General features: G+C 62.9%; 16 protein-coding genes. 10 read left to right on the top strand and 6 right to left on the bottom strand.

Annotated elements, in window-relative coordinates; translation table 11 throughout:
• Positions 1-342: sugar-transfer associated ATP-grasp domain-containing protein (locus M529_RS0124735; RefSeq protein WP_031295029.1), on the top strand; the 342-nt coding region annotated here is incomplete at its 5' end.
• On the top strand, positions 339-1,478 hold the full coding sequence (locus tag M529_RS36830; protein ID WP_021318282.1) for a glycosyltransferase: 1,140 nt from the start codon (positions 339-341) through the stop codon (positions 1,476-1,478). The genes M529_RS0124735 and M529_RS36830, both read left to right, overlap by 4 nt.
• A gap of 257 nt (positions 1,479-1,735) precedes the next feature.
• Here M529_RS36830 and M529_RS36825 read toward each other — a convergent pair whose 3' ends face one another.
• Complete coding sequence (locus M529_RS36825) at positions 1,736-3,784, bottom strand: acylase (RefSeq protein ID WP_236617689.1); 2,049 nt, start codon at positions 3,782-3,784, stop codon at positions 1,736-1,738.
• Between the two features lie 114 nt (positions 3,785-3,898).
• Positions 3,899-6,616: a TonB-dependent receptor gene (locus M529_RS36820; RefSeq protein ID WP_021318279.1), complete on the bottom strand. Its 2,718-nt coding sequence runs from the start codon at positions 6,614-6,616 to the stop codon at positions 3,899-3,901.
• Between the two features lie 316 nt (positions 6,617-6,932).
• Here M529_RS36820 and M529_RS36815 point away from each other — a divergent pair, with 316 nt between their 5' ends.
• The 4 genes from M529_RS36815 to M529_RS36800 are packed head-to-tail and all read left to right on the top strand — an operon-like array spanning position 6,933 to position 11,351.
• Positions 6,933-7,526 (top strand): RNA polymerase sigma factor, encoded by a 594-nt coding sequence (locus tag M529_RS36815; protein ID WP_021318278.1) that lies wholly within the window; start codon positions 6,933-6,935, stop codon positions 7,524-7,526.
• The gene (locus tag M529_RS36810; protein ID WP_021318277.1) at positions 7,486-8,487 is read left to right on the top strand and encodes a FecR family protein; all 1,002 of its coding nucleotides are present in this window, start codon (positions 7,486-7,488) and stop codon (positions 8,485-8,487) included. The genes M529_RS36815 and M529_RS36810 overlap by 41 nt, the downstream gene beginning before the upstream one ends.
• Positions 8,488-8,519: 32 nt before the next feature.
• Entirely contained in the window at positions 8,520-9,821 is a 1,302-nt protein-coding gene (locus M529_RS36805; RefSeq protein ID WP_021318276.1) for an MFS transporter, read from the top strand.
• 21 nt (positions 9,822-9,842) lie between these two features.
• The gene (locus M529_RS36800) at positions 9,843-11,351 is read left to right on the top strand and encodes a CRTAC1 family protein (protein WP_021318275.1); all 1,509 of its coding nucleotides are present in this window, start codon (positions 9,843-9,845) and stop codon (positions 11,349-11,351) included.
• Positions 11,352-11,773: 422 nt separating this feature from the next.
• Here the strand turns inward: M529_RS36800 and M529_RS49750 are convergent, their stop codons facing one another.
• Positions 11,774-11,926: a hypothetical protein gene (locus M529_RS49750; protein WP_021318273.1), complete on the bottom strand. Its 153-nt coding sequence runs from the start codon at positions 11,924-11,926 to the stop codon at positions 11,774-11,776.
• Positions 11,927-12,263: 337 nt separating this feature from the next.
• Here M529_RS49750 and M529_RS36795 point away from each other — a divergent pair, with 337 nt between their 5' ends.
• From M529_RS36795 to M529_RS36780, 4 genes are read left to right on the top strand one after another with little or no spacing between them, the layout of a single operon-like run.
• A complete protein-coding gene (locus M529_RS36795) occupies positions 12,264-12,641 on the top strand; it encodes a response regulator transcription factor (protein ID WP_031295026.1) in 378 nt (125 codons plus the stop codon).
• Complete coding sequence (locus M529_RS36790; protein ID WP_084491130.1) at positions 12,638-13,732, top strand: YaiO family outer membrane beta-barrel protein; 1,095 nt, start codon at positions 12,638-12,640, stop codon at positions 13,730-13,732. The genes M529_RS36795 and M529_RS36790 overlap by 4 nt, the downstream gene beginning before the upstream one ends.
• A gap of 32 nt (positions 13,733-13,764) precedes the next feature.
• Positions 13,765-14,769, top strand: coding sequence for a HEAT repeat domain-containing protein (locus tag M529_RS36785; protein ID WP_021318270.1), 1,005 nt, complete (start codon positions 13,765-13,767; stop codon positions 14,767-14,769).
• The gene (locus M529_RS36780) at positions 14,766-16,184 is read left to right on the top strand and encodes a glycosyltransferase family 2 protein (RefSeq protein ID WP_021318269.1); all 1,419 of its coding nucleotides are present in this window, start codon (positions 14,766-14,768) and stop codon (positions 16,182-16,184) included. Before M529_RS36785 ends, M529_RS36780 begins: the two co-directional genes overlap by 4 nt.
• Here M529_RS36780 and M529_RS36775 read toward each other — a convergent pair.
• Genes M529_RS36775 through M529_RS36765 form a run of 3 tightly spaced genes read right to left on the bottom strand, consistent with a single transcriptional unit; the run spans position 16,172 to position 18,958 of the window.
• Entirely contained in the window at positions 16,172-16,459 is a 288-nt protein-coding gene (locus tag M529_RS36775) for an Hpt domain-containing protein (protein WP_021318268.1), read from the bottom strand. The two genes, M529_RS36780 and M529_RS36775, sit on opposite strands and share 13 nt — an antisense overlap.
• Positions 16,452-16,820, bottom strand: a complete 369-nt coding sequence (locus M529_RS36770; RefSeq protein WP_021318267.1) for a response regulator — start codon at positions 16,818-16,820, stop codon at positions 16,452-16,454. The genes M529_RS36775 and M529_RS36770 overlap by 8 nt, the downstream gene beginning before the upstream one ends.
• Complete coding sequence (locus M529_RS36765) at positions 16,817-18,958, bottom strand: ATP-binding protein (protein ID WP_021318266.1); 2,142 nt, start codon at positions 18,956-18,958, stop codon at positions 16,817-16,819. The genes M529_RS36770 and M529_RS36765 overlap by 4 nt, the downstream gene beginning before the upstream one ends.
• Positions 18,959-19,305 lie beyond the last annotated feature (347 nt).

The following is a 19,305-nucleotide window of genomic DNA, read 5'->3' as shown; positions in this document are numbered from 1 at the left end:
GAGGGCGCCGCGACCCGCCACGCGGCGCATCCCGCGACGGGGGCGCCGATCGCCGGGCGGATCATGCCCGATCATGACGCGTCGCTCGCACTGGCCCTGAGCGCCCATCGGCATTTCCGCGAGGGCTTCACCGTCATCGGCTGGGACATCGGCCTGACCGCTGAAGGGCCTGTGCTAGTCGAGGGCAACTGGAACCCCGGCACCGACATCGTCCAGCTGGTGCAAGGCAAGGGGCTGGGCGCGACGCGGCTGGGCGCGCTCTACCGCCACCATCTCGCCCGCCTGCCCGCGCAGAGCTGGCGCGCGGCCGGCGCGGTCGAGCGCGAACCGCGGCGGGTATGATCGCGCTCTATGTCCACGCGCTCGCCGCGACGGGCGTGGTGCGCAATGTCCGCCTGCTGGCCGCGGACCTATCCGCGCGGGGCTACAGCGTGCAGATCGTCACGGCCCTGCCGGGTGGAGAAGGGGTAGCAGGCGTTCCGCACCACGCCCTGCTGCGCCATGCGCTGCCGTCCCGGCCGCTCGAGAAGATTGTCGCGGCGTGGCGTCTGGGGACCTGGCTGCGGCGCATGCGGCCCGATTTGCTGATCTCGGCGGGCAATCACGGCCATTCCACCGCCTGGGCCGGCAGCCTGGGCGTGGCAGGCCTGAAGCGCGTCTATCGCATCAGCAACGACATCATGCGCGCCATGCCCGGCGCGCCCGCTTCGGGTGCTGCGGCATGGACGCGGAGGGCGGCGGCCGCGGTGGTGGCGCGCGATGCCGCCCATCTCGTGCTGGTGTCGCCGACCCTGATCGAAACGCCCGCCTTTGCGCGGGCGGCGTCAGAGGGACGCGTCACCGTCATTCCCAACGGCATCGACGCGGCGGCCGCGCGCGCCCGAGTAGCGGGACCGCCTCCGCACCCGTGGCTGGCGCCGGGCGGAGACCCCGTGGTCCTCGCCATCGGCCGCCTGTCGCCGCAGAAGAATTTCGGGACGCTGCTCCAGGCGTTCGCGCTGCTCCGCGCACGGCGGCCCGTGCGGCTCATCATCCTGGGCGAGAGTCGCGATCGCGCCCGCGACCGGCTGCGGGCGCAGGCCGAAGCGCTCGGCATGGCCGACGATCTCGCCATGCCGGGGGTCGTGACCAACGTCTTCCCCTGGCTCGCCCATGCCGATGCCTTCGTTCTGCCGAGTTGGTGGGAAGGATCGCCCAATGTGCTGCTGGAGGCGATGGCGGTGAATGTCCCCTGCGTCGCGTCGCGCAGCGCAGGAAATGCGGCGCAGCTACTGGGGGAGGGGCGCCATGGCCTGCTGGCCGATCCGGCGGATCCGCAGGCGCTCGCCGATGCGCTGGAGCGCCAGCTCGATCCCGCGACGGCGGTACGCCCGGGGAACAGGGTCGAGGCGTTCAGCCAGCAGAGGGTGAGCCAGGCATGGGCCTATCTGATCGGACGCCTCTATGGCGAGGAGGCTGCCTCCTCGGCCGCCCAATAGGCCGGTGTGGCGGCACGGATCGCCTCGCTTCTACCCGGTTCGCGCTCGGCCAGTGCTTCGAGTGCGGCCACGCCCGCCTGTGGTGCGAAAGGTATCGCGCGGCGGGGTCGCGGACATAGGCGACGGCGTCGATCCTTCCGACCTGCGGCGCAATCATCTGCAGCGGGGCAGGATGTCCTCGGGCGCGAAGGACAGGAACGCCTCCGAAGACAGGTCCTGCTGGAATGCCGAATGGGATTCCAGCAATACCATGCCCCTTAAAATACGCTCTTTTCTTCCATATGCCGCTCCACGTCCGCGCGACTGATCCAGAGCGTGCGAAACTTCTTGTCAGCCAGCAATTGCAGCTGATCGCTATTATGCTTCGATCCTGGCTGGCTGGAATTGCCATAGCTCATAAGGCCTACAGCCTTCATCGGCGTGCCGAACTCGACCATCGAAACCCAGGTTTCACCATGCACGGGGGTCCGTTCGCCGTTCTTCATTGGCCCCCACGTTATGGTGCGGAACACTCCGGTATTGCCGAAGCCGCCATTGGCGGGCACGCTGACATCGCCGATGTGGAAGCGGGAAACCTCACCGAACGGACGGTCGATCGCCCCATAGAGCTGCTTCGTCTTCGCCACCGCTTCCTTCAGCATCGCCACGGCTGCGATCGGATCTTTCAAGCCACGGGGCGTTTCCAGAGGATCGTCCAAGGTCCATTGGACGGCATAGTTGGATTGGTCGGTGAAATTTCTTGGCGCGAAGATGCCAGCCCAGGTCTCGAACAGCAGCGCAGCACGGCTATCGGGTTCGAACCGATGGTCCCACCCCTTCAGCAATGTCGCGGCAGCCTGCACGTCGGCATCGTTTGAACCCGCGGCAGCAGCCAGCAGATCAGGGAGCGTCCGATCCGCCATCAGCGACGTGGTCGTCAGCTTACGGGCCACGAAATCTTCGAAACTGATCTTGGGGGTTTGCGTCATCAGCTTGACCGACATCTGCGCCCTTTGGCTCATCGGCCCAATCGGCGCCACATAGGCGGGAAAGCTCCTGGGATCGAGCGCGCGCGGCCAGGTCGCCAGCCAAGGCGGGTCATTGGCATTCTGCACAAAGCCGGTGGCGGGATCGAGCAGCTTGGGCATGTCGTCATAGCTGTGGACATCCTTCCACAGCGTCGCCGACGTATCGCCCGGCACCGGCGCCGACCAATATTTGAGGTCGCCACTCGCATGTTTGGGGAGCAGGCCATTGTCGAGATAGAGGATATGACCGGCACGGTCGGCATAGACGATGTTGAACATCACGACCTGCATCTTGCGCAGGGCCTTCTCGAACGTAGCCCAGTCGCGTGCTTTCCCCATGTCCAGATATTGTTCCAGCACGCCGGGCCGATCGAGCCCTGCAACCTTCAGCGCGATCGTCGTCTTGCCATCAGGCAGGGTGAATACCGGGCCGTGAATGGTGCTTTTTTGTTCGAAGCTCACGGTCTTCAACGTGCCGTCGGCCTGTTTTACCTTGTAGCTTTTCATGGTGGACTTGAACGGCAGCACCTTACCGTCGAAGCGATAGCCGTCACCCTCCAGGGTCAGCTGATAGCTGGTGAAACCCTGCATCGTGTTGACGGTGTTCGTGAAACCGAGATCGTTGTTGAAGCCGAAGCGCAGCACCGGCAATCCCACCTGCGTCGCGCCATAAATGGCGAGGCCCGGCGCCGTGATCTGCGCCTCATAATAGGTAAGCTGGCTGGGCGCCCAGGGCAGGTGTGGGTTGGCGAGTAGCATCGCCTTGCCGCTGGCCGATCGCGAAGGGGCCACGGCCCAGGCGTTGGAACCGCCCGCTTCATTGGTCGAAGGGTCGGACAGCACTTTTCGATCGGATGCGATATAGCCGAAATTCATGAGCCGCTGGGCGTGCGCGATGATGTCGACGCCCTTGAGGGGCAGGACGACCTTCACCTCGGGCGCAATCCTGTCGGGATGCGCGGCGGCATAGGCATTCACGCCAGCGGCGAAGGCGTCGAGATTCTTCCGCATTTGCGGCGTCTGTTGGTTGTACCATTGCAAAGACCGGGCGGGCACATCATTGGCGACCAGCCATTTGTCCTGGCTCTCATATTTCTGGCCCCAATATTCCGCCGCCCGTGCACGGCTTTCGCCATACATGCGCAACAAGAGATTGCCGTGGCTTTGCGCCTGCGCGTAGCCGAAACCGTAGAAGCCGCCTTCTTCGGTCTTGGCGTAGATATGCGGCACGCCGAAGCTGTCCCACAATATCTCGCCGCCGCCCCATTTGGCCGAAGGCGCGGCAATCGACGTGGTCATTGAGGTGGAAGCGGCGATGGCTGCGAGCCAGATCGTTATGGGACGCATAGCGATGGTATCTCCGGTCAGTCATGTCCGCGCCGCCGATGCAGACGGCGCGGATCGTCACGTGGATCAGAAGGTCAGCCCGACGCGGGCATAGTAGAAGCCGCCGGTGAAGCCGATCGGCGACGTGCCCACATAGAGACCCTGGCCCAGCGTCGCGCTGACATCGCTCCGAGGGTTCTTGTCGGGATAGACGTTGAAGATATTGTTCGCGCCGACCGCCACATTGACCAGCGGCGTGACTTGCCAGCTGGCCTCCATGTCCGTGATCCACTTGGCGCCATAGCTGCGATCGTTGGGATAGGTCGTGACGCCGTTGGCCACGACGCCGTTCTGGTAGAGCTTGAAGCTGCCGAAGCGGGTCAGGCGGGTCGACAGCGTGAAGTCGCCCATGGTCGCCAGATTGCTGATCGACAACTTGGTGCGGGGCAGGTTGTTGGTCATGTTGCTGCGGCGGGCGCGGTCGAAGAGCACATAGTCGGGGCCGAGCGCGGCCAGTTCGGGCGGGTTGTCGATGATGTGGGTGATCTTGGTCTTGTTATAGTTGAAGCCCAGATTCCACTGCATGTTCACGGCGTCGAGAAGGTCGTGCTTGTAGGACGCGACGACGTCGACGCCCCGCGTGCGGGTGTCGATTGCGTTGGTGTAATATTGCGCCGTCAGCGTCCGCGCTTCTGCCGCCGGCACACCGCTCGCGATCAGGATATTGGAAATCGCGGTCCCCGTCAGCGTGCTGGTGATGGTGATGCGATCATCGACGTCGATCTGATAGGCGTCGATGGTCAGGTTGAGATTGGGCAGCGGCGTCAGCACCACACCGGCGGAGATGTTGAAGGAAGTTTCAGGCTGAAGCGGCTTCGCGCCCAGCGCGACGGCGGCAGGATCATCCACGGCCAGCGTCTTGATCTGCAGCAACTGGTTTGGGATGCCGTTGACGGTCCGGAACTGGTTGGTCGTCTGGGTATAGATTTGCTGCGCAACGGCAGGCGCGCGGAAGCCGGTGTTGGCAGCAGCGCGGAAAGCGATCCAGTCGGTCGCGGCATAGCGGCCGTTGACTTTCCAGATGAGCGTATCGCCGCTGCCGTCATTATAATGTTCGAAGCGGGTGGCTGCGCCGATGGTGATGTCCTTGGTGGGATCCCAGGCGACATCGGCATAGAGCGCGTAATTGTCGCGCGACATGTAAGCGGCATCGGCCGGCTGGAACCCGGCCGAGCTTTGCGCGCCCGGCGTCATGCCCGAAATGATCGCCGGTCCCACGGCGTAGCTGGCGGGATCGCCGGCGAAGGTCTGATAGCGTTCGTGGCGATGCTGCGCGCCTGCCGACACCTGAAGATTGCCGCCGCCCACGTCATAGCCGCGGGTCACGTCGAGCGAGGTGACGAACTCGGAGGATTTCAGCGTGCCGATATAGAATTCGGTAGGGCTGAGAAGGCCCAGCGAGGGATTGACCGTTCCTTCCGAGGACTGGCGCGCCCGGTTGCGGCCATAGCCGGTCGAAAGATCCCAGTCCCATCCGGCAAGCTCACCCTTGGCACCGACGGTGAATTCGAGATCCTCCTCGTCGATCATGACATGGGGCCGGTAACCGTTGGGGAAAATCCCCATGACGTTATTGATGTCCTTGGGATAGCGGTAGCTGTACCACAGGTCCGAGCGCCTCTGGCTGTATGTGCCGAACGCATAGAGTTGCACCCCGCCCAGATCATATCCGGCATTGAGCGCTGTATTGATGCTGCGCGAAGGCATGACACCATAGCTGATGGTGACGATCCTTTCGGTGCCCACGGCTGCGGCGTCGCGCGGATCGAGTTGCCCGTTGACCAGCGGATAGAGGCAGGTCGTGGTCGCCGTGACCGAACAATCGGCGAGTGGTAGGGCGCGGTTCGACATCTCCTGCTTTTTGAGGTTGACCGAAAAATTCGCGAAGCCGTTGTCGCCTAGCTTCATGCCGAAATTGAGATCGGCCTGATAGAGCTCGCCGTCGGATCGGTCGAAATTCTGGCCAGCGGTGACGTTCGCGGCGCCCCCCTTGGCATCGTCCTTGAGGATGATGTTGATGACGCCGGCGATGGCATCCGAGCCATATTGGGCAGCCGCGCCATCGCGCAACACTTCGATATGGTCGACGGCGGCGGTCGGGATCATGTCGAGGTCGGCCGGAACCGAGCCATTGTAGAGCGTCGATACCGCGTTGATCAGCGACGTCTTGTGGCGGCGTTTACCATTGACCAGGATCAGCGCCTGGTCGGGATTGAGGCCGCGCAGGCCGCCCGTCGCAATGACGGTGGAGGTGGCGCCGCCCGCGCGGACGGGCAGGTTGAAAGAGGGGACCAGCGTATTGAGGGCCTGGAACACGCCCGCCTTGCCGGTGCGGGTCAGATCCGCGCCGGAAATCACGTCGATCGGTGTCGGACTGTCGGTGACGGTGCGCGCCTGACCACGCGAGCCGGTGACGACGATCGCCGGGCCGGTGGCTTCTTCCGTGGCCGCGGTGCTTGCCTGCGGTGCGGCGCTTGCCTGCATGGCGAGGGGCAGGGCCGTGACGCCGAGGCTCGCGACTTCCACCGCGCGCGCCTTTTGTGGCTGAGTGCTCAAGGACAGCGCGATGACATTGTTGTTCGACAGCGTGATCTTCAGACCCGACCCGGCGATCAGGCGCTGCAGGGCCACATCGGGCGCCATCTTGCCATTGACCGACTGGGCATGAAGGCCAGCAACCTGATCATAAGGAAAGAGAAGCTGGATGCCGGATTGCTTGGCAAAGAGCGTCAAGGCCGTCTGCATCGACTGGGCCGGAATCTTGAACCTAGCCGGCTCCGCAGCCGCAGCCGATTGGGCGCTGAGGGCAACAACCGTTGCCACCATGCAAAGAGAAACGTTCCGAAAACTACGCGACATCATATCTCCCCCCGCGGAAATGATTGGCCGTGAAATAATTTGGCCGTCGGTGGTGGATACGGAGGCCGATCGCGTTTCTGCTAATGACGCTTAAAAATATCTCATTTTTGTGACGAGGGAGCCGTCGGCATCGTCTGCATTCCCTCGACACAGCCCCAGACGGGAGCGCCGGAGAGGAGAATGATGAGAACAGGGGACAGGCGTGGACGTGGACTCGATCAGAGCAAGGCTGGACTGGTTCAAGCAGGCCATTCTGCCGCATGAAGGCGCATTGCGCTCCAGGCTGCGCCGGGTGGTGTCCCATCGGCAAGACGTCGATGATATCGTCGCGGAATGCATGACCCGAGCCTATGCGAACGGTGACATCCACCGTCTCCAGAGCGGGCGGGCCTTTCTGTTCCAGATCGCGCGAAACCTGCTCATCGACGAAGCCAGGCGGGAGAAAATCGTGTCACTCGAACTCGTGGCCGAACTCGACGTGCTTCAGGCCGACAATTCGACCGAGGAAGCGCTGCACGCGCGCGACGAACTACGTCACCTCCAGGCTATTCTCGACACGCTTCCCGCTCAATGTCGGCGGGCGTTCATCCTGCGCCGCGTCCATGAGAAATCAGTCAAGGAGATAGCAGAGGAGATGGAGCTGTCCGTCTTTACTGTGGACAAGCATTTGACGCGCGCGGCTGTGAAGATAATGCAAGCCATTGGACAGTTTGAGGGTTCCGGATTTGGTTGGTCGCTACAGAAGCGCGGAGGATATGCAGGCGATCGAGGCCGAAGCGGCTCGTCTGTACCTTAAGGCGCGGGCCAGCGACGCTCCCGAAGACTGGAAGGCCGCCTATGCGTGGGTAGCGAAGGACCCCGCCCATGGCTTCGCCTTTGCCAAGGCGGAAGCCGGCTGGGAGCTGGCCGAGCGGCTCAATGAACTGCCCGCCAATCAACGGGACAGTCCTGCGCCGCCCGTGGGGCCTCTGGTCGATGATCCGACGCCCGACGAACCCATGGTCCCCGTTCGGCCGCCCCTGTTCGGCCGTCGGGGTCTGCTCGTCGGCTTGGCGACCGCAGCGGCCGCGATCGGCGTTGCCTCCACTGTCGCACTGCGCCTGCTCGGCACGGTGGACCATTATCGCACGGTCCTGGGCGAAACCCGCACGGTGCAGCTTGCGGACGGTTCCCTTATCCATCTCAATACCAACAGTTCGGTCGAGGTCGCGTTGCGCGACGATATCCGGTCGATCACGCTGCTGAAGGGCGAGGCGCAGTTCGATGTCGCCCATGACAAGAAACGGCCCTTCATCGTCAATGCTGACGGCACATTGGTGCGCGCTGTCGGCACGATGTTCAATGTGCGCCTGCGCGCTGACGTTACCGAATTGACCGTGATCGAGGGTGTCGTCGCGGTTCGCAACGGCGACTCCGCCGTGCGTCGGATCGAAAGCGGGCGAAGTGCGGCCGTGCGCAGCGGCAGCATTGCCGTCACCCATCTGGAACCGGCCAAGATCAGGCAGCGCATCGCCTGGCAGGAAGGCATGGTGGAATTCGAGGGCGATACGCTGGCGCAGGCAGTCGAGGAATTCAACCGATACCGGCCGACCCCGCTGGTGATCGGGGATCCCGCGATCGCCAGCCTGCGGGTCGGTGGCGCCTTCCGGCTCGACCGGTCGCAGGATTTCGTGGATGCGCTCGAAAGCGGATTTGGCGTCCGCGCCGTTCAGGGCAGCGACAATTCGATAATACTGGTTTCCGCCGAAGGCAGTTAGCAGAACGCCGTCGGCCGTCCGTATCAAGCGGGATGGAACATGTTTCGTCTCTCTCTCCGGCCAGCATCTCCCGCCAGGATCGCCTGAAATCCATCCTGGGCGGGTCCATCGGCAATCTGATCGAATGGTATGACTGGTATGTCTATTCGGCCTTCACCCTCTATTTCGCGCCGGTCTTCTTTCCGTCCGACGACAGCACCGCCCAACTGCTGAATGCGGCGGCGATCTTCGCCGTGGGCTTCCTGATGCGACCGATCGGCGCCTGGGCGATGGGCATCTATGCCGATCGCAAGGGGCGCAAGGCGGGCCTGACCCTCTCGGTCATGTTGATGGCGGGTGGATCGCTGATGATCGCGGCCATCCCCGGCTATGCCAGCATCGGTGTCGCTGCACCTGCGCTGCTTTTGTTCGCGCGGCTGATGCAGGGCCTGTCGATCGGCGGCGAATATGGCGCCAGCGCGACCTATCTGTCGGAAATGGCGCAGAGCGGCCAGCGCGGCTTTTTCTCCAGCTTCCAATATGTGACGCTGATCGCCGGGCAGCTACTCGCACTGTGCGTCCTGCTGCTGCTGCAGCTGTTCCTCACCGAACATCAGCTGGAAAGCTGGGGATGGCGCGTCCCGTTCGTGATCGGCGGGGTGATGGCGGTCGGTGTCTATCGCCTGCGCCGGGGCCTCAGGGAAACCGAAGCCTTTGAGGAAAGCGCGGCGGTGAAGGAACAGCCCCGCTCCAGTGGCCTGAACCTCATCCGCCGGCATCCGCGGGAAGTGCTGCTGGTCATGGCGCTGACGGCGGGCGGCACGCTCGCTTTCTATGCCTACAGCACCTATATGCAGAAATTCCTGGTCAACAGTGCGGGCTTCGGCCGCCAGACCGCGACGGCGATCATGGCGTCGGCGCTGTTCATCTACATGCTGGTGCAGCCCATGGCCGGCTGGCTGTCCGACCGCATCGGCCGAAAGCCCCTGCTGATCGGCTTCGGCATCAGCGGCGTCCTGTTCACCACCGCGATCTTCACGGCGCTGGAAAAGGTCACCTCTTCGTTTAGCGCCTTCCTGCTCGTGCTGGGCGGCCTGGTGATCGTCACCGGCTACACCTCTATAAACGCGATCGTGAAGGCGGAACTGTTTCCGGCCAACATCCGTGCACTGGGCGTCGCGCTTCCCTATGCGCTGGCCAACACATTGTTCGGCGGCACCGCTGAATATGTCGCGCTCTGGATGAAGCACGCCGGGGTGGAAGGCGGTTTTTACTGGTACGTCACCGCCATGATCGCGGTGTCGCTCATCGTCTATCTGCGCATGCCCGACACGCGCAAAGCCAGCCAAATCTGACAAAAGGGGAAGGGAACACCCATGCCATCGCTGAACCGGACGCTTTGCCACATCCTGCCGCTGATGCTTTTGTGTCAGCCTGCAACGGCACAGGATGCCGCTTCTCCCATAGAGCCGCCCTTCACATCCATACAGCCGGGCGATTTCGCCATTGCCGGGTCCTTGTCCAACAGCTGGGCCGATTTCGATAATGATGGCGACCTCGACCTCGCTGTGTCGCTCAAGGGCGGCGATATCCGCCTTTATCGCAATGACAATGGCACCTTCGTCAATATCGGGCCGCAACTGGGGCTTCCCACCTCCGGCCCGGAAATGCGCGGCGTGGCTTGGGGCGATTATGATGGCGATGGCTGGATCGACCTGCTCGCCGGTGCGACCATGCCGGGCGAACTGAGCCTGGTCTTCCACAATGAGGGCGGCAAGACGTTCACCAATGTCGCGCCCGCACTGGGCTTGACCATCCCGAACCGCTCGGCGCGCCAGACCAGTTGGGTCGACTATGACAATGATGGTGACCTCGACGTCTATGCCGCCAACCGCATTGGCCCCAACAGCCTCTATCGCAACGACAAGGGTAAGTTCGTGCAGGTCTCGCCAGGCGCCGGCGTGTCGGATGGCCGACCCACGGTCGGGGCTTGCTGGTTCGATTATAATCGCGACGGCTTTCTGGACGTGTTCCTGGCCAATCAGTCAGGCGCGACCGATGCGCTTTGGCGCAACAATGGCGATGGCACTTTCACCGACGTGGCGCCGGAACTGGGCTTGGACAATCCGGGCCGCTCAAAGGAGGAGGGTGGGGTCGGTTGCGCCGTCGGTGACTATGACAATGACGGCAATCTCGACCTGTTCGTGCCAAATTATGGCGTAAATGCACTCTATCATAATAATGGCGACGGCACCTTCACCAACGTCGCGAAGGAAATGGGGGTGGGCATCGACAATCATGCCGTCGGTGCGGTGTGGGGCGACTATGACAATGACGGCTATCCGGATCTCTACGTCACCTCCTACCATGGTCCGCGCGACCAGCAACAACCCAAGGACAGCCTTTTCCATAACGAGGGGGGAAAGGGCTTTCGCCAGGTTCTGACAGAGACGTCGAAGCTCAACGTTGGCGATCATGGCGTGCAATGGGTCGACTATGACCGGGACGGCGCGCTCGATCTGTCGGTGATGCGTGGCTATACGAACCAGGGCGGCCATTTCCTGTTCCACAATGATCTGGAGCCTGTGGCGGCCAGGCGCAGCCTGTCGGTAACCCTGCTGGACAGGAATGGGCACTTTACGCGCATGGGTGCGGAAGTGCGTCTCTATGACAGGGCCGGGAAAATATTGGCCACGCGGCAGCTCTCGACGGGCGATGGCTATAATTCGGAGAATGCGGCGCCGCTCCATTTCGGACTGAAGTCCATGGATGCGGTGAAGGTCGAAGTTACCTGGATGAGCACTAAAGGGCGCAAGATCCAAACTTTGCCCAATGTGAAGCCAGCGCGCTATCTGGGCCGATCGCTCGTCATCAGGGAGCAGTGAGGGAGAGCACCCCGCCGGGGTGACTTCACGCCAAAGAATCCGTTTCCTGGCCATTGACCGTGTGGGTGCTGATTGGCTGGCCGCACGGTCACCGTGGCAAAACGCCGCCAAATTTCATGACCGTCGTCGGCCTCCATGCCACATGAATGGAGGCAACCCGCAGCAAAGCATTTTGCCTGCCGATGGCGGTGACGAACCGCCACGTCGCTGTGATCGCGCTGATCCAGGCTATCGGAGGCAACTGGGGTCTCTAAATAGCCCCGCTCGGCGGACGGCTCGGACCCCATAAAAATTTCTCGGTCACCGCTAGTTAGCGAGTGTCCGCCTAGTGGCAAAATCTATAATCGTATCTCGATACGGCGTGGTGGGTCGGCCGATCAGACATGCGAGCGAGCCGCTGTTACAGAGGAGCGCACTGCTCGCTACACCTGCGTCAGGTCGCCACCGAAGGCGGTGGGGAAAGCCAATATCGGAGCGGGGGAGATCGCAGCGCGCACGCCCGAAGGGGGATTGGGCTTCGGTTTCGCAGCCGCCGCCACGGCGGCCCAGTTGATCGGATTCGAAATGATCGGCAAAAGCAGAATGTGGGCCAGTGGGTGATCATACTGACCGATCTCCCCGCCACGGCGATGACGGTGGCCGCGGGGATCGCAACCGCTGCGCTGCTATGGTGGCCTTGGCGCAAAGTGCCGGGCGCTGGCAGCTGGTCAAGCATCCGATGCGTTGAACGATGGCGGCCCGAGCGCGCGCGCGAGGATGCAGGCTGGCGCCCATATCTCCCGAACAAGCAACATCAATCCCGAACTCATGCTTAAGATACCACAAACTCTGAAAAAATGCATCCGGCGGTTGGATCAGGAATCGCTTGGAGGTAGTTTTGCCGGAGGACGAGTCATTGTCCGGGGGCGTAGCGTGGCGAAAAAGAAAATTCTGGTGTGCGACGATGATGAGCTTCTTATCGAGCTTCTCACCTATCGCCTCGAGGGCAAGGGCTACGAAGTGGTGGCCGCGCGTGATGGGGCTGAGGCAGTCTCACTGGCCGGGCAGCACCTGCCCGACGCCATCGTTCTCGACATGATGATGCCGGTCATGGATGGGCAGCAGGTGCTCCGCCGCCTGCGCGAGGCTCCGGAAACCGCCCATATCCCGATCGTGATGCTCACCGCGCGGAAGCAGCAAAACGACATTGTTGACGCCCTCGAACTTGGCGCCAGCGACTATCTGGTCAAGCCATTCATCCCGGAGGAGCTGATGACCCGTCTCGCCCGCTTGTTCGCGGCGACCAAATGAGCGGACCAGTCCTTGCGTTGCTGGCCGCGCTCAGCGCACCAGCTCAAGCGGGGGCTTCGAGCGAAGAGGCATATAGAGCCGCCGTGCAGGCCAGGCTGGCCGGGAATGTCGAAAGGGCTGTAGTACTCCTCGAAGGCATCGTTGCAGCCGATCCGCGGAATGCGGATGCCCAGGTGCAGCTCGGCCTGGCGCAGCTTGCAGGCGGCCGGCTGGACGCTGCGGAAAAGGCTTTCCGCGCGGCGCTGGCGGTTGCGCCCGCTTATGCCGATGCACGGATCGGCCTTGCGCGCGTCGCGCAGCGTCGCGGAGACCATGCGGGCGCACTGCGGGAACTTCAGCTCGTCGACACCGCCAATGAGGAAGCGGCAGCGCTGCGGAGCCAGCTGGCATCAGAACCGGTCCCATCGCGCTGGCAACTCGATCTGGAGGGAAGCTATTCCACCCTGACCGGTCCCCAGGTCGACTGGAAGGAGGCGGCGGCGGCGCTGCGCTATCGCTTTGACGAAAGCACCGCATTGGGAGGCAGGATTGAATATGCGCGGCGTTTCGGCATCGACGATGTTTACGGCGAAGTATCGGCCGAAGGATCGATTGCGCCGGGTATCCGCGGCTATGTGACCTTCGGCGCGACGATCGACCCGGATTTCCGTCCCAAATGGCAGGTCGGCGCCGGTGGCTCCGCGCGCCTGCATGGTGGCGCCTATGCCACGGTCCTGACGCTCGACGCGCGACAGGCGCGCTTTGCTGTAGGTGACGTGCAGAGCGTTGCGCCGGGCATCGAGCAATATGTCGGAGGTCGCTTCTGGGTGACCGGCCGCTGGATCAACCTGTTCGACGAGAGGGGAACGCGTCGCTCCGGTTTCCTGGTACGCGGCGATCTGCTGCCGATCGATCCGCTGCGCTTGTTCGTCGGCTATGGCGAAGCGCCCGATACCGACGAGGGGAGAGTCGTCGATGTGCAAAGCGTTTTCGGCGGCGTCAGCTACGATCTTGATTCGCGCACCACGCTTCGTCTGTCGTTGGCGCATGAGGATCGCGCGACAGGGTCCGACCGCACCCAGTTCGGGCTGGGCTTAGGCCTGAGATTTTGAACGCGCTACAGCTCATCTGGGCGTCGTCTCTCATGCTGTCATGCGCGGCGCTCGCGGTCATGGTGGCGCTCGTCGTCATCCGGCTGTGGACGAATTGGCGGCGCTCGCGCTATCTCGAGGCGCGACGAAGACTTGTCCCGCTGTTGCTCGGAGGAGCCGAGCCCGACCTGGCCGTCCTGCACAGCATTCCGGATCATGTCGTCACCGATCTATCGCTTGAGCTGATCCAGCTTGTCCGGGGCGCGGAGCGTGATGCATTCATGGCCAATGCCGGCCGGCTCGGCGTCCCTGGGCGGCTCGCAAAGCGGATGCGTTCCTGGTCTCAGCGGGAAAGGGCGATCGCGCTTCAGGGGCTTGCCCAGCTTGACGATCCGGTCAGTCGCGCGGCGCTGTGGCGTGCGCTTGATGACCGCAACAATGACATCCGTCTCGCCGCCGCTCAGGCACTGGCCGAAAAAGGCGAGCAGTTCGATGCTCAGGATCTGGTTCGAAGGCTGGGCCTGGGATCCAGACAACCGTCGCGCACGATGGTCGGCCTGCTCCGGAGGATTGCCGAGACACAGCCGGACGAAATCAAGGGACTGGTGCTCCATCCCGATCAGAATCTGGAGGTACGCGTCTCCGCCATCGAAGCGCTTTCGAACACCGGCGATTATTCCCTCGTGCCGGTAATCAGATCGCTTGCACTCGAAGCGACGGATGAGTCCGAGGAGTTGCCCCGCTACCTTCATGCACTCGGCAAGTTGGGGCATCCCGGGGGACGGGAGGCAATCATCGCCGGTCTGTCGAGCGGGTCCATGGCTGCTCGCGCCGCGGCTGCGCGGGCTGCGGGGCGTATCGCTCTCATTGACAGCGCGGAGCGGCTCGGTGACCTTCTCAACGATCAGGAATGGTGGGTGCGGTTTCGCGCTGCTGAGGCGCTTATCGAACTTGGAGAAGCGGGGCTTTCCCAGCTTCGCACCGCCGCCGTCCAGGGCTATGGCCCGGCGCGTGACGCTGCCGTCACCATGCTGGCAGAGCGGGGACTTCAGCCGTGATCGACTTTCCGCCCTGGACATACCAGGCGGCAGAGATCGTCACCGGGTTCGTGATCGCAACCGGCCTGATCCAGATATTGGTCTACATCGTCCAGCTTGCCTTTGCCGGCTACGCGCTGCACCGGCGTCCGCCACTGCCGTCGACCACCGTGCTGTGGGACCGCTATGCCGAGGTTGCGCCGCCGATCGGGGTGATCGCCCCGGCCTATAATGAAGAACTCACGATCATCGAGAGCGTCGAGGCGCTACTCGCGCTCCATTATCCGGAGTTCGAGGTGATTGTGATCAATGATGGATCGAAGGATGGCACGCTACGCCGCCTCGTCGACCACTATTCGCTCGTCCCCGTACAGCGATACCATGAACTCGCCTTGCAGAATCGGCCGATTCGCGGCCTTTACGCCAATCCCGCCTATCCGCGGCTGCTTGTGATCGACAAGGAAAACGGCGGCAAGGCCGACGCGATGAATGCCGGGATCAACGTGGCGCGTGCGCCGCTGGTGTGCGTGATCGACGCCGATACGCTGCTTGAGCCGGACGCGCTGCTTCGCGTCGTGCGCCCCTTCATCGAGGATCCCCTCCGCACGGTGGCTGTCGGTGGTACGATCCGTATTGCCAATGGCTGCCGCATCGAAAGCGGGCGGGTCATCGAAGCCCGTCTGCCACGCAACATCCTGGCCCTGTTCCAGGTGGTCGAATATTTGCGCGCGTTCCTGATGGCCCGCCTGGGGCTCAGCCAGATGCAGACCCTGATGATCATCTCCGGCGCCTTCGGGCTCTTCCGGAGAAGCAGCGTACTCGATGTCGGCGGCTTCAGCCATAATACCGTCGGCGAGGATATGGAACTGGTGGTCAAGCTTCATCGGTTCATGCGCGACCGCAAGCGGGATTACCGGATCACCTACATCCCTGAGCCGGTGAGCTGGACCGAAGCGCCGGAAAGCCTCTCGATCCTGGCAAATCAGCGCGCGCGCTGGCAGCGCGGGTCGCTTGAGACCTATCGCAAGCATCGCGACATGTTCCTCAATCCCAAATATGGCCGGATCGGCTTTCTCGGTTTCGCACAGGTCTGGTTGGTCGATGTGATGGGCCCAATCGTCGAGATCGCGGGCTATGTGCTGGTGCCGCCGCTCTGGTTGCTGGGGTTGATCTCGTTCGATCATTTCCTCGCCTTCCTGGCGGTCGTCTTTACTTTTGGCGTCTTCATCAGCGTCGCGACCCTGGTGCTGGAGGAAGTGCAGTTGCGGAGACTGAAGCACGCCCGCGATCTCGCGATGTTGACCGTTGCCGCCGTGATCGAGAATTTCGGTTATCGGCAGCTCAACAACCTCTGGCGCGTGCGCGGCTGGTGGCAGTTCGCGCGCAAGAAGCAGGGCTGGGGAACGATGGTGCGGAAAGGATTTCAGCGGCCTTGAGCGAGCCGCTCCGCTTCCGCCAGCAACTGGTCGGACAAGCGATCCAGTACCTGGAGGGCGTCGCCCCGGTCGATCGATTCCTCGAGCGCACGCGCGGCATCGCCCAGTTCCGGAAATCCGAACATCCCCCCGCGGCCGGAAAGCCGGTGACATATGTCGCGCACGTCGATCCAGTCGCGTGCTGGGATGCCGGCGCGGAGCCGCTCCAGATCCTGGGCAGTCTGGGCAATGAAGCGGTCGCGCAGCGCCGCCATGCGGTCGTCGAACTCAGCCATTGAGCAGATCGCGCACCTGCGCGGTAAGCGTCATCGGGTCGAAGGGTTTTGCGATAACACCGCGGGCGCCTAGGGCGTGAAAACTGGCGACATCCTGGGCCTGGGTGCGCGCGGTGATGAACACCACGGGGATCGCAGCCGTTTCGGACTGCTCCTGGAGGCGCGTGAAGGTCGTCGGGCCATCCATCCCCGGCATCATGACGTCGAGCAGGATCAGATCGGGCCGCCAGGCCGAAGCTTCGGCAATCCCTTCTGCTCCGGAGGCACAGGTCCGGACCTCGAAGGCCGGATCGAGCTCAAGCGACATTTGCGCCACCTCGCGAATGTCGGCTTCGTCATCGACATATAAGATTCGTGTCATTGCAGTCCCTCTTCCGTTCGGACTATCCGCCGCATCGTTTCCGCGACCAGTTCGTCCAGACCAGCGCGCGACTTGACGAGCACCACGTCAACGCCATCCGTCTGGCACAGTTCTGCCTCCTGCGCAGTGAACACGAGGATCGGCAATTCGGGCCGCCGCTGGCGCAACAGGGGAACCAGCTCGGTGCCGCAGCCGTCGATCAGGCCGATGTCGAGGATCGCTGCATCGATGTCCTCGTTCCGGACGATCCTGCGCGCAGCCACGACGCTCGGCGTCGAACGAAGCCGCGCCTTTCCCTCAAAAGCGTTGGCGAGCACGTCGAGCATGTCCGGATCGTCATCGACATGGAGAATGATCGGGAGGCTTGCCGCGGCGATGGGTTCAGGCTGGGGCAGGGGAGCCGATGCCAGCGTTTGGGGCGACGCAGTGGCCGGCAAATCGACATGGAACACCGTTCCCTCTCCCTCTGCCGATTCGAAGCTGACCGAGCCGCCAAGGCGCAGCACGATCTCGCGCACGATGCTGAGGCCCAGGCCGGTACCGCCCTTCTGGCGCGTGTCGGAGCCGTCAGCTTGCGCGAACTTGCTGAAGATTCGCTCGCGAAAGCTATCGGGTATGCCGCTGCCGCGATCCGCGACGCTGATACGGTAGCGCCGATCGAGTGAGGTCACGCTCAGCGACACCACGCCGCCGGGCTTCGAGAATTTGATCGCGTTGGAGAGCAGATTGGTCAGGACCTGCATCAACCGGTCCTCATCGGCCAGCACCGCGGCCCCGGCGGGGGGCGGAATGATATCGACCTGCACGTCGAACTGGCTGGCGAAGCCCGCGCTCTGCTGGACCGCCTTGGGAAGAAGCTGATCGAGCGCGATGGGGCGGATATCGAACTGCATGCGACCCGCTTCGATCTTTTCGATATCCAGAATGTCGTTGATGAGGCGAACGAGCCGCAGCGCATTGCTGTGCGCGATTTCCACCAGTCGCGCGGCTTTGGGTGAAAGCTCTCCCGCAGCGCCGCCGCTGATCAGGCCGAGCGAGCCAGCAATCGACGTGAGCGGGGTACGAAGTTCGTGGCTGACCGTGGCCACGAACTCGGTCTTCATCTGCTCGATCTCCCGCCGCTCGCTGATGTCGCGGATCACCGCGAGGAACAGGGTTGATTCCACAAGCCGCACCGGGCTGATCGAAACCTCGACGGGAAAGCTGCTGCCGTCGGGGCGGCGCCCGACGAATTCCTGCACCTGTCCATAAGTCTCGCGACGATTGGCGCCCAGCCGGCGCAGAAAGCTCTCGACGCGTCCCCGATCGGGCGCGATCTCGAACAAGACGCCGATGTCCCGTCGCAACAGGTCCGCCGCATCCTGACCGAACATCTTCGCGGCCGAGGGATTGAGGCTTTCGATGCTCCCGCTAGGATTGATCACAATCATCCCGTCTTTCGCGCTGTCGAAGATGCTTTCCTGTCTTGAGGCAAGATCCCTCGCTTCCCGTAACGCACGTTGACGCGCGGCGTTGCTTCGCGCTGCGAGCCATGCCGCGAGCGCCAGCAGAAGCAGGAGAGTAGTCTGCAGCAATACCGTCCGAGAGCGCAATTGCATGCGCGCCGCATCCGCAGCATTGGTGCGACGGACGAGTTGCTCCTGCTCGAGCCGAGAAAGTCGCGCCACCTCCACGCGGAGACGGTCCATCAGCCGTTTGCCCTCGCCACTGCGTACGACCCGCAGGGCTTCCTGGATGTTACCCGCCCGCTGAAGGCGGATGATCCTATCGACGAAGCCCCGTTTGGCATCAGAATCCCGACGAAGGGCCGCGTAGGACTGGCCATTGCCTTGGCCGAAGGCCCCATCCTCCAGCACCGCCATCGCCTGGTCGACGTCGCGGCTGGCGGAATAATAGGGTTCCAGAAATTGTGGGTCACCGGTGAGCAGGTAGCCGCGCTGCCCCAGTTCCAGGTCCTGATGCAGGGAGAGAACCCGCTGCAATGCCGCCCGATGTTGGTGGGACAGCTCTACATTCCGCCTCAATTTGTCGTTTTCGTCAAATCCCTGTCCGATGAGGATCGCCAGGGCCAGCAGGATCAGCGGAACAGCCACTGCCGCGGCGACAACGACCGTCCGGCTGGATTGCGATCCGATCATCCGACGAGCATCCCTCATGTGCTTGTAGAAACAGAGTTTGTGTGACGTATCCTTATCATCCTCCGTCGTCATTATAGGATTCGCGGCGAAGAATGCAGGCGTTCCATCCTTCTATGCCGGGTGGACGATGTCTGCTTTCGTGAAGCCGGATTGTGATCGAACGTCAGATGCCGTCAGGCACCGCGAACCGCTCCCCCTTGGATGACATTTGGGCTCGGGGTAAGGGATATAGATCGCGAAGGACAACGCCGTCACTACGGCAAAGCATCTCTTTCCAGCCGCATCGCTTAATGACCGATGTCGACGCCGCGCCTGGACAGCAAGTCCCTGACGGGGATGGGGAAGCT

This window comes from Sphingobium ummariense RL-3 (genome assembly GCF_000447205.1).
In the GTDB taxonomy this organism is placed as follows: domain Bacteria; phylum Pseudomonadota; class Alphaproteobacteria; order Sphingomonadales; family Sphingomonadaceae; genus Sphingobium; species Sphingobium ummariense.
This window is presented reverse-complemented; position numbering and strand designations above follow the sequence as displayed.

Coding starts and splice junctions, on each gene's coding strand:
- M529_RS36830 (WP_021318282.1), top strand. CDS start 339: ATGATCGCGCTCTATGTCCACGCGCTCGCCGCGACGGGCGTGGTGCGC.
- M529_RS36825 (WP_236617689.1), bottom strand. CDS start 3,784: ATGACCACGTCGATTGCCGCGCCTTCGGCCAAATGGGGCGGCGGCGAG.
- M529_RS36820 (WP_021318279.1), bottom strand. CDS start 6,616: ATGCAGACGGCCTTGACGCTCTTTGCCAAGCAATCCGGCATCCAGCTT.
- M529_RS36810 (WP_021318277.1), top strand. CDS start 7,486: ATGCAGGCGATCGAGGCCGAAGCGGCTCGTCTGTACCTTAAGGCGCGG.
- M529_RS36805 (WP_021318276.1), top strand. CDS start 8,520: ATGGAACATGTTTCGTCTCTCTCTCCGGCCAGCATCTCCCGCCAGGAT.
- M529_RS36800 (WP_021318275.1), top strand. CDS start 9,843: ATGCCATCGCTGAACCGGACGCTTTGCCACATCCTGCCGCTGATGCTT.
- M529_RS36790 (WP_084491130.1), top strand. CDS start 12,638: ATGAGCGGACCAGTCCTTGCGTTGCTGGCCGCGCTCAGCGCACCAGCT.
- M529_RS36785 (WP_021318270.1), top strand. CDS start 13,765: ATGCTGTCATGCGCGGCGCTCGCGGTCATGGTGGCGCTCGTCGTCATC.
- M529_RS36775 (WP_021318268.1), bottom strand. CDS start 16,459: ATGGCTGAGTTCGACGACCGCATGGCGGCGCTGCGCGACCGCTTCATT.
- M529_RS36770 (WP_021318267.1), bottom strand. CDS start 16,820: ATGACACGAATCTTATATGTCGATGACGAAGCCGACATTCGCGAGGTG.
- M529_RS36765 (WP_021318266.1), bottom strand. CDS start 18,958: ATGATCGGATCGCAATCCAGCCGGACGGTCGTTGTCGCCGCGGCAGTG.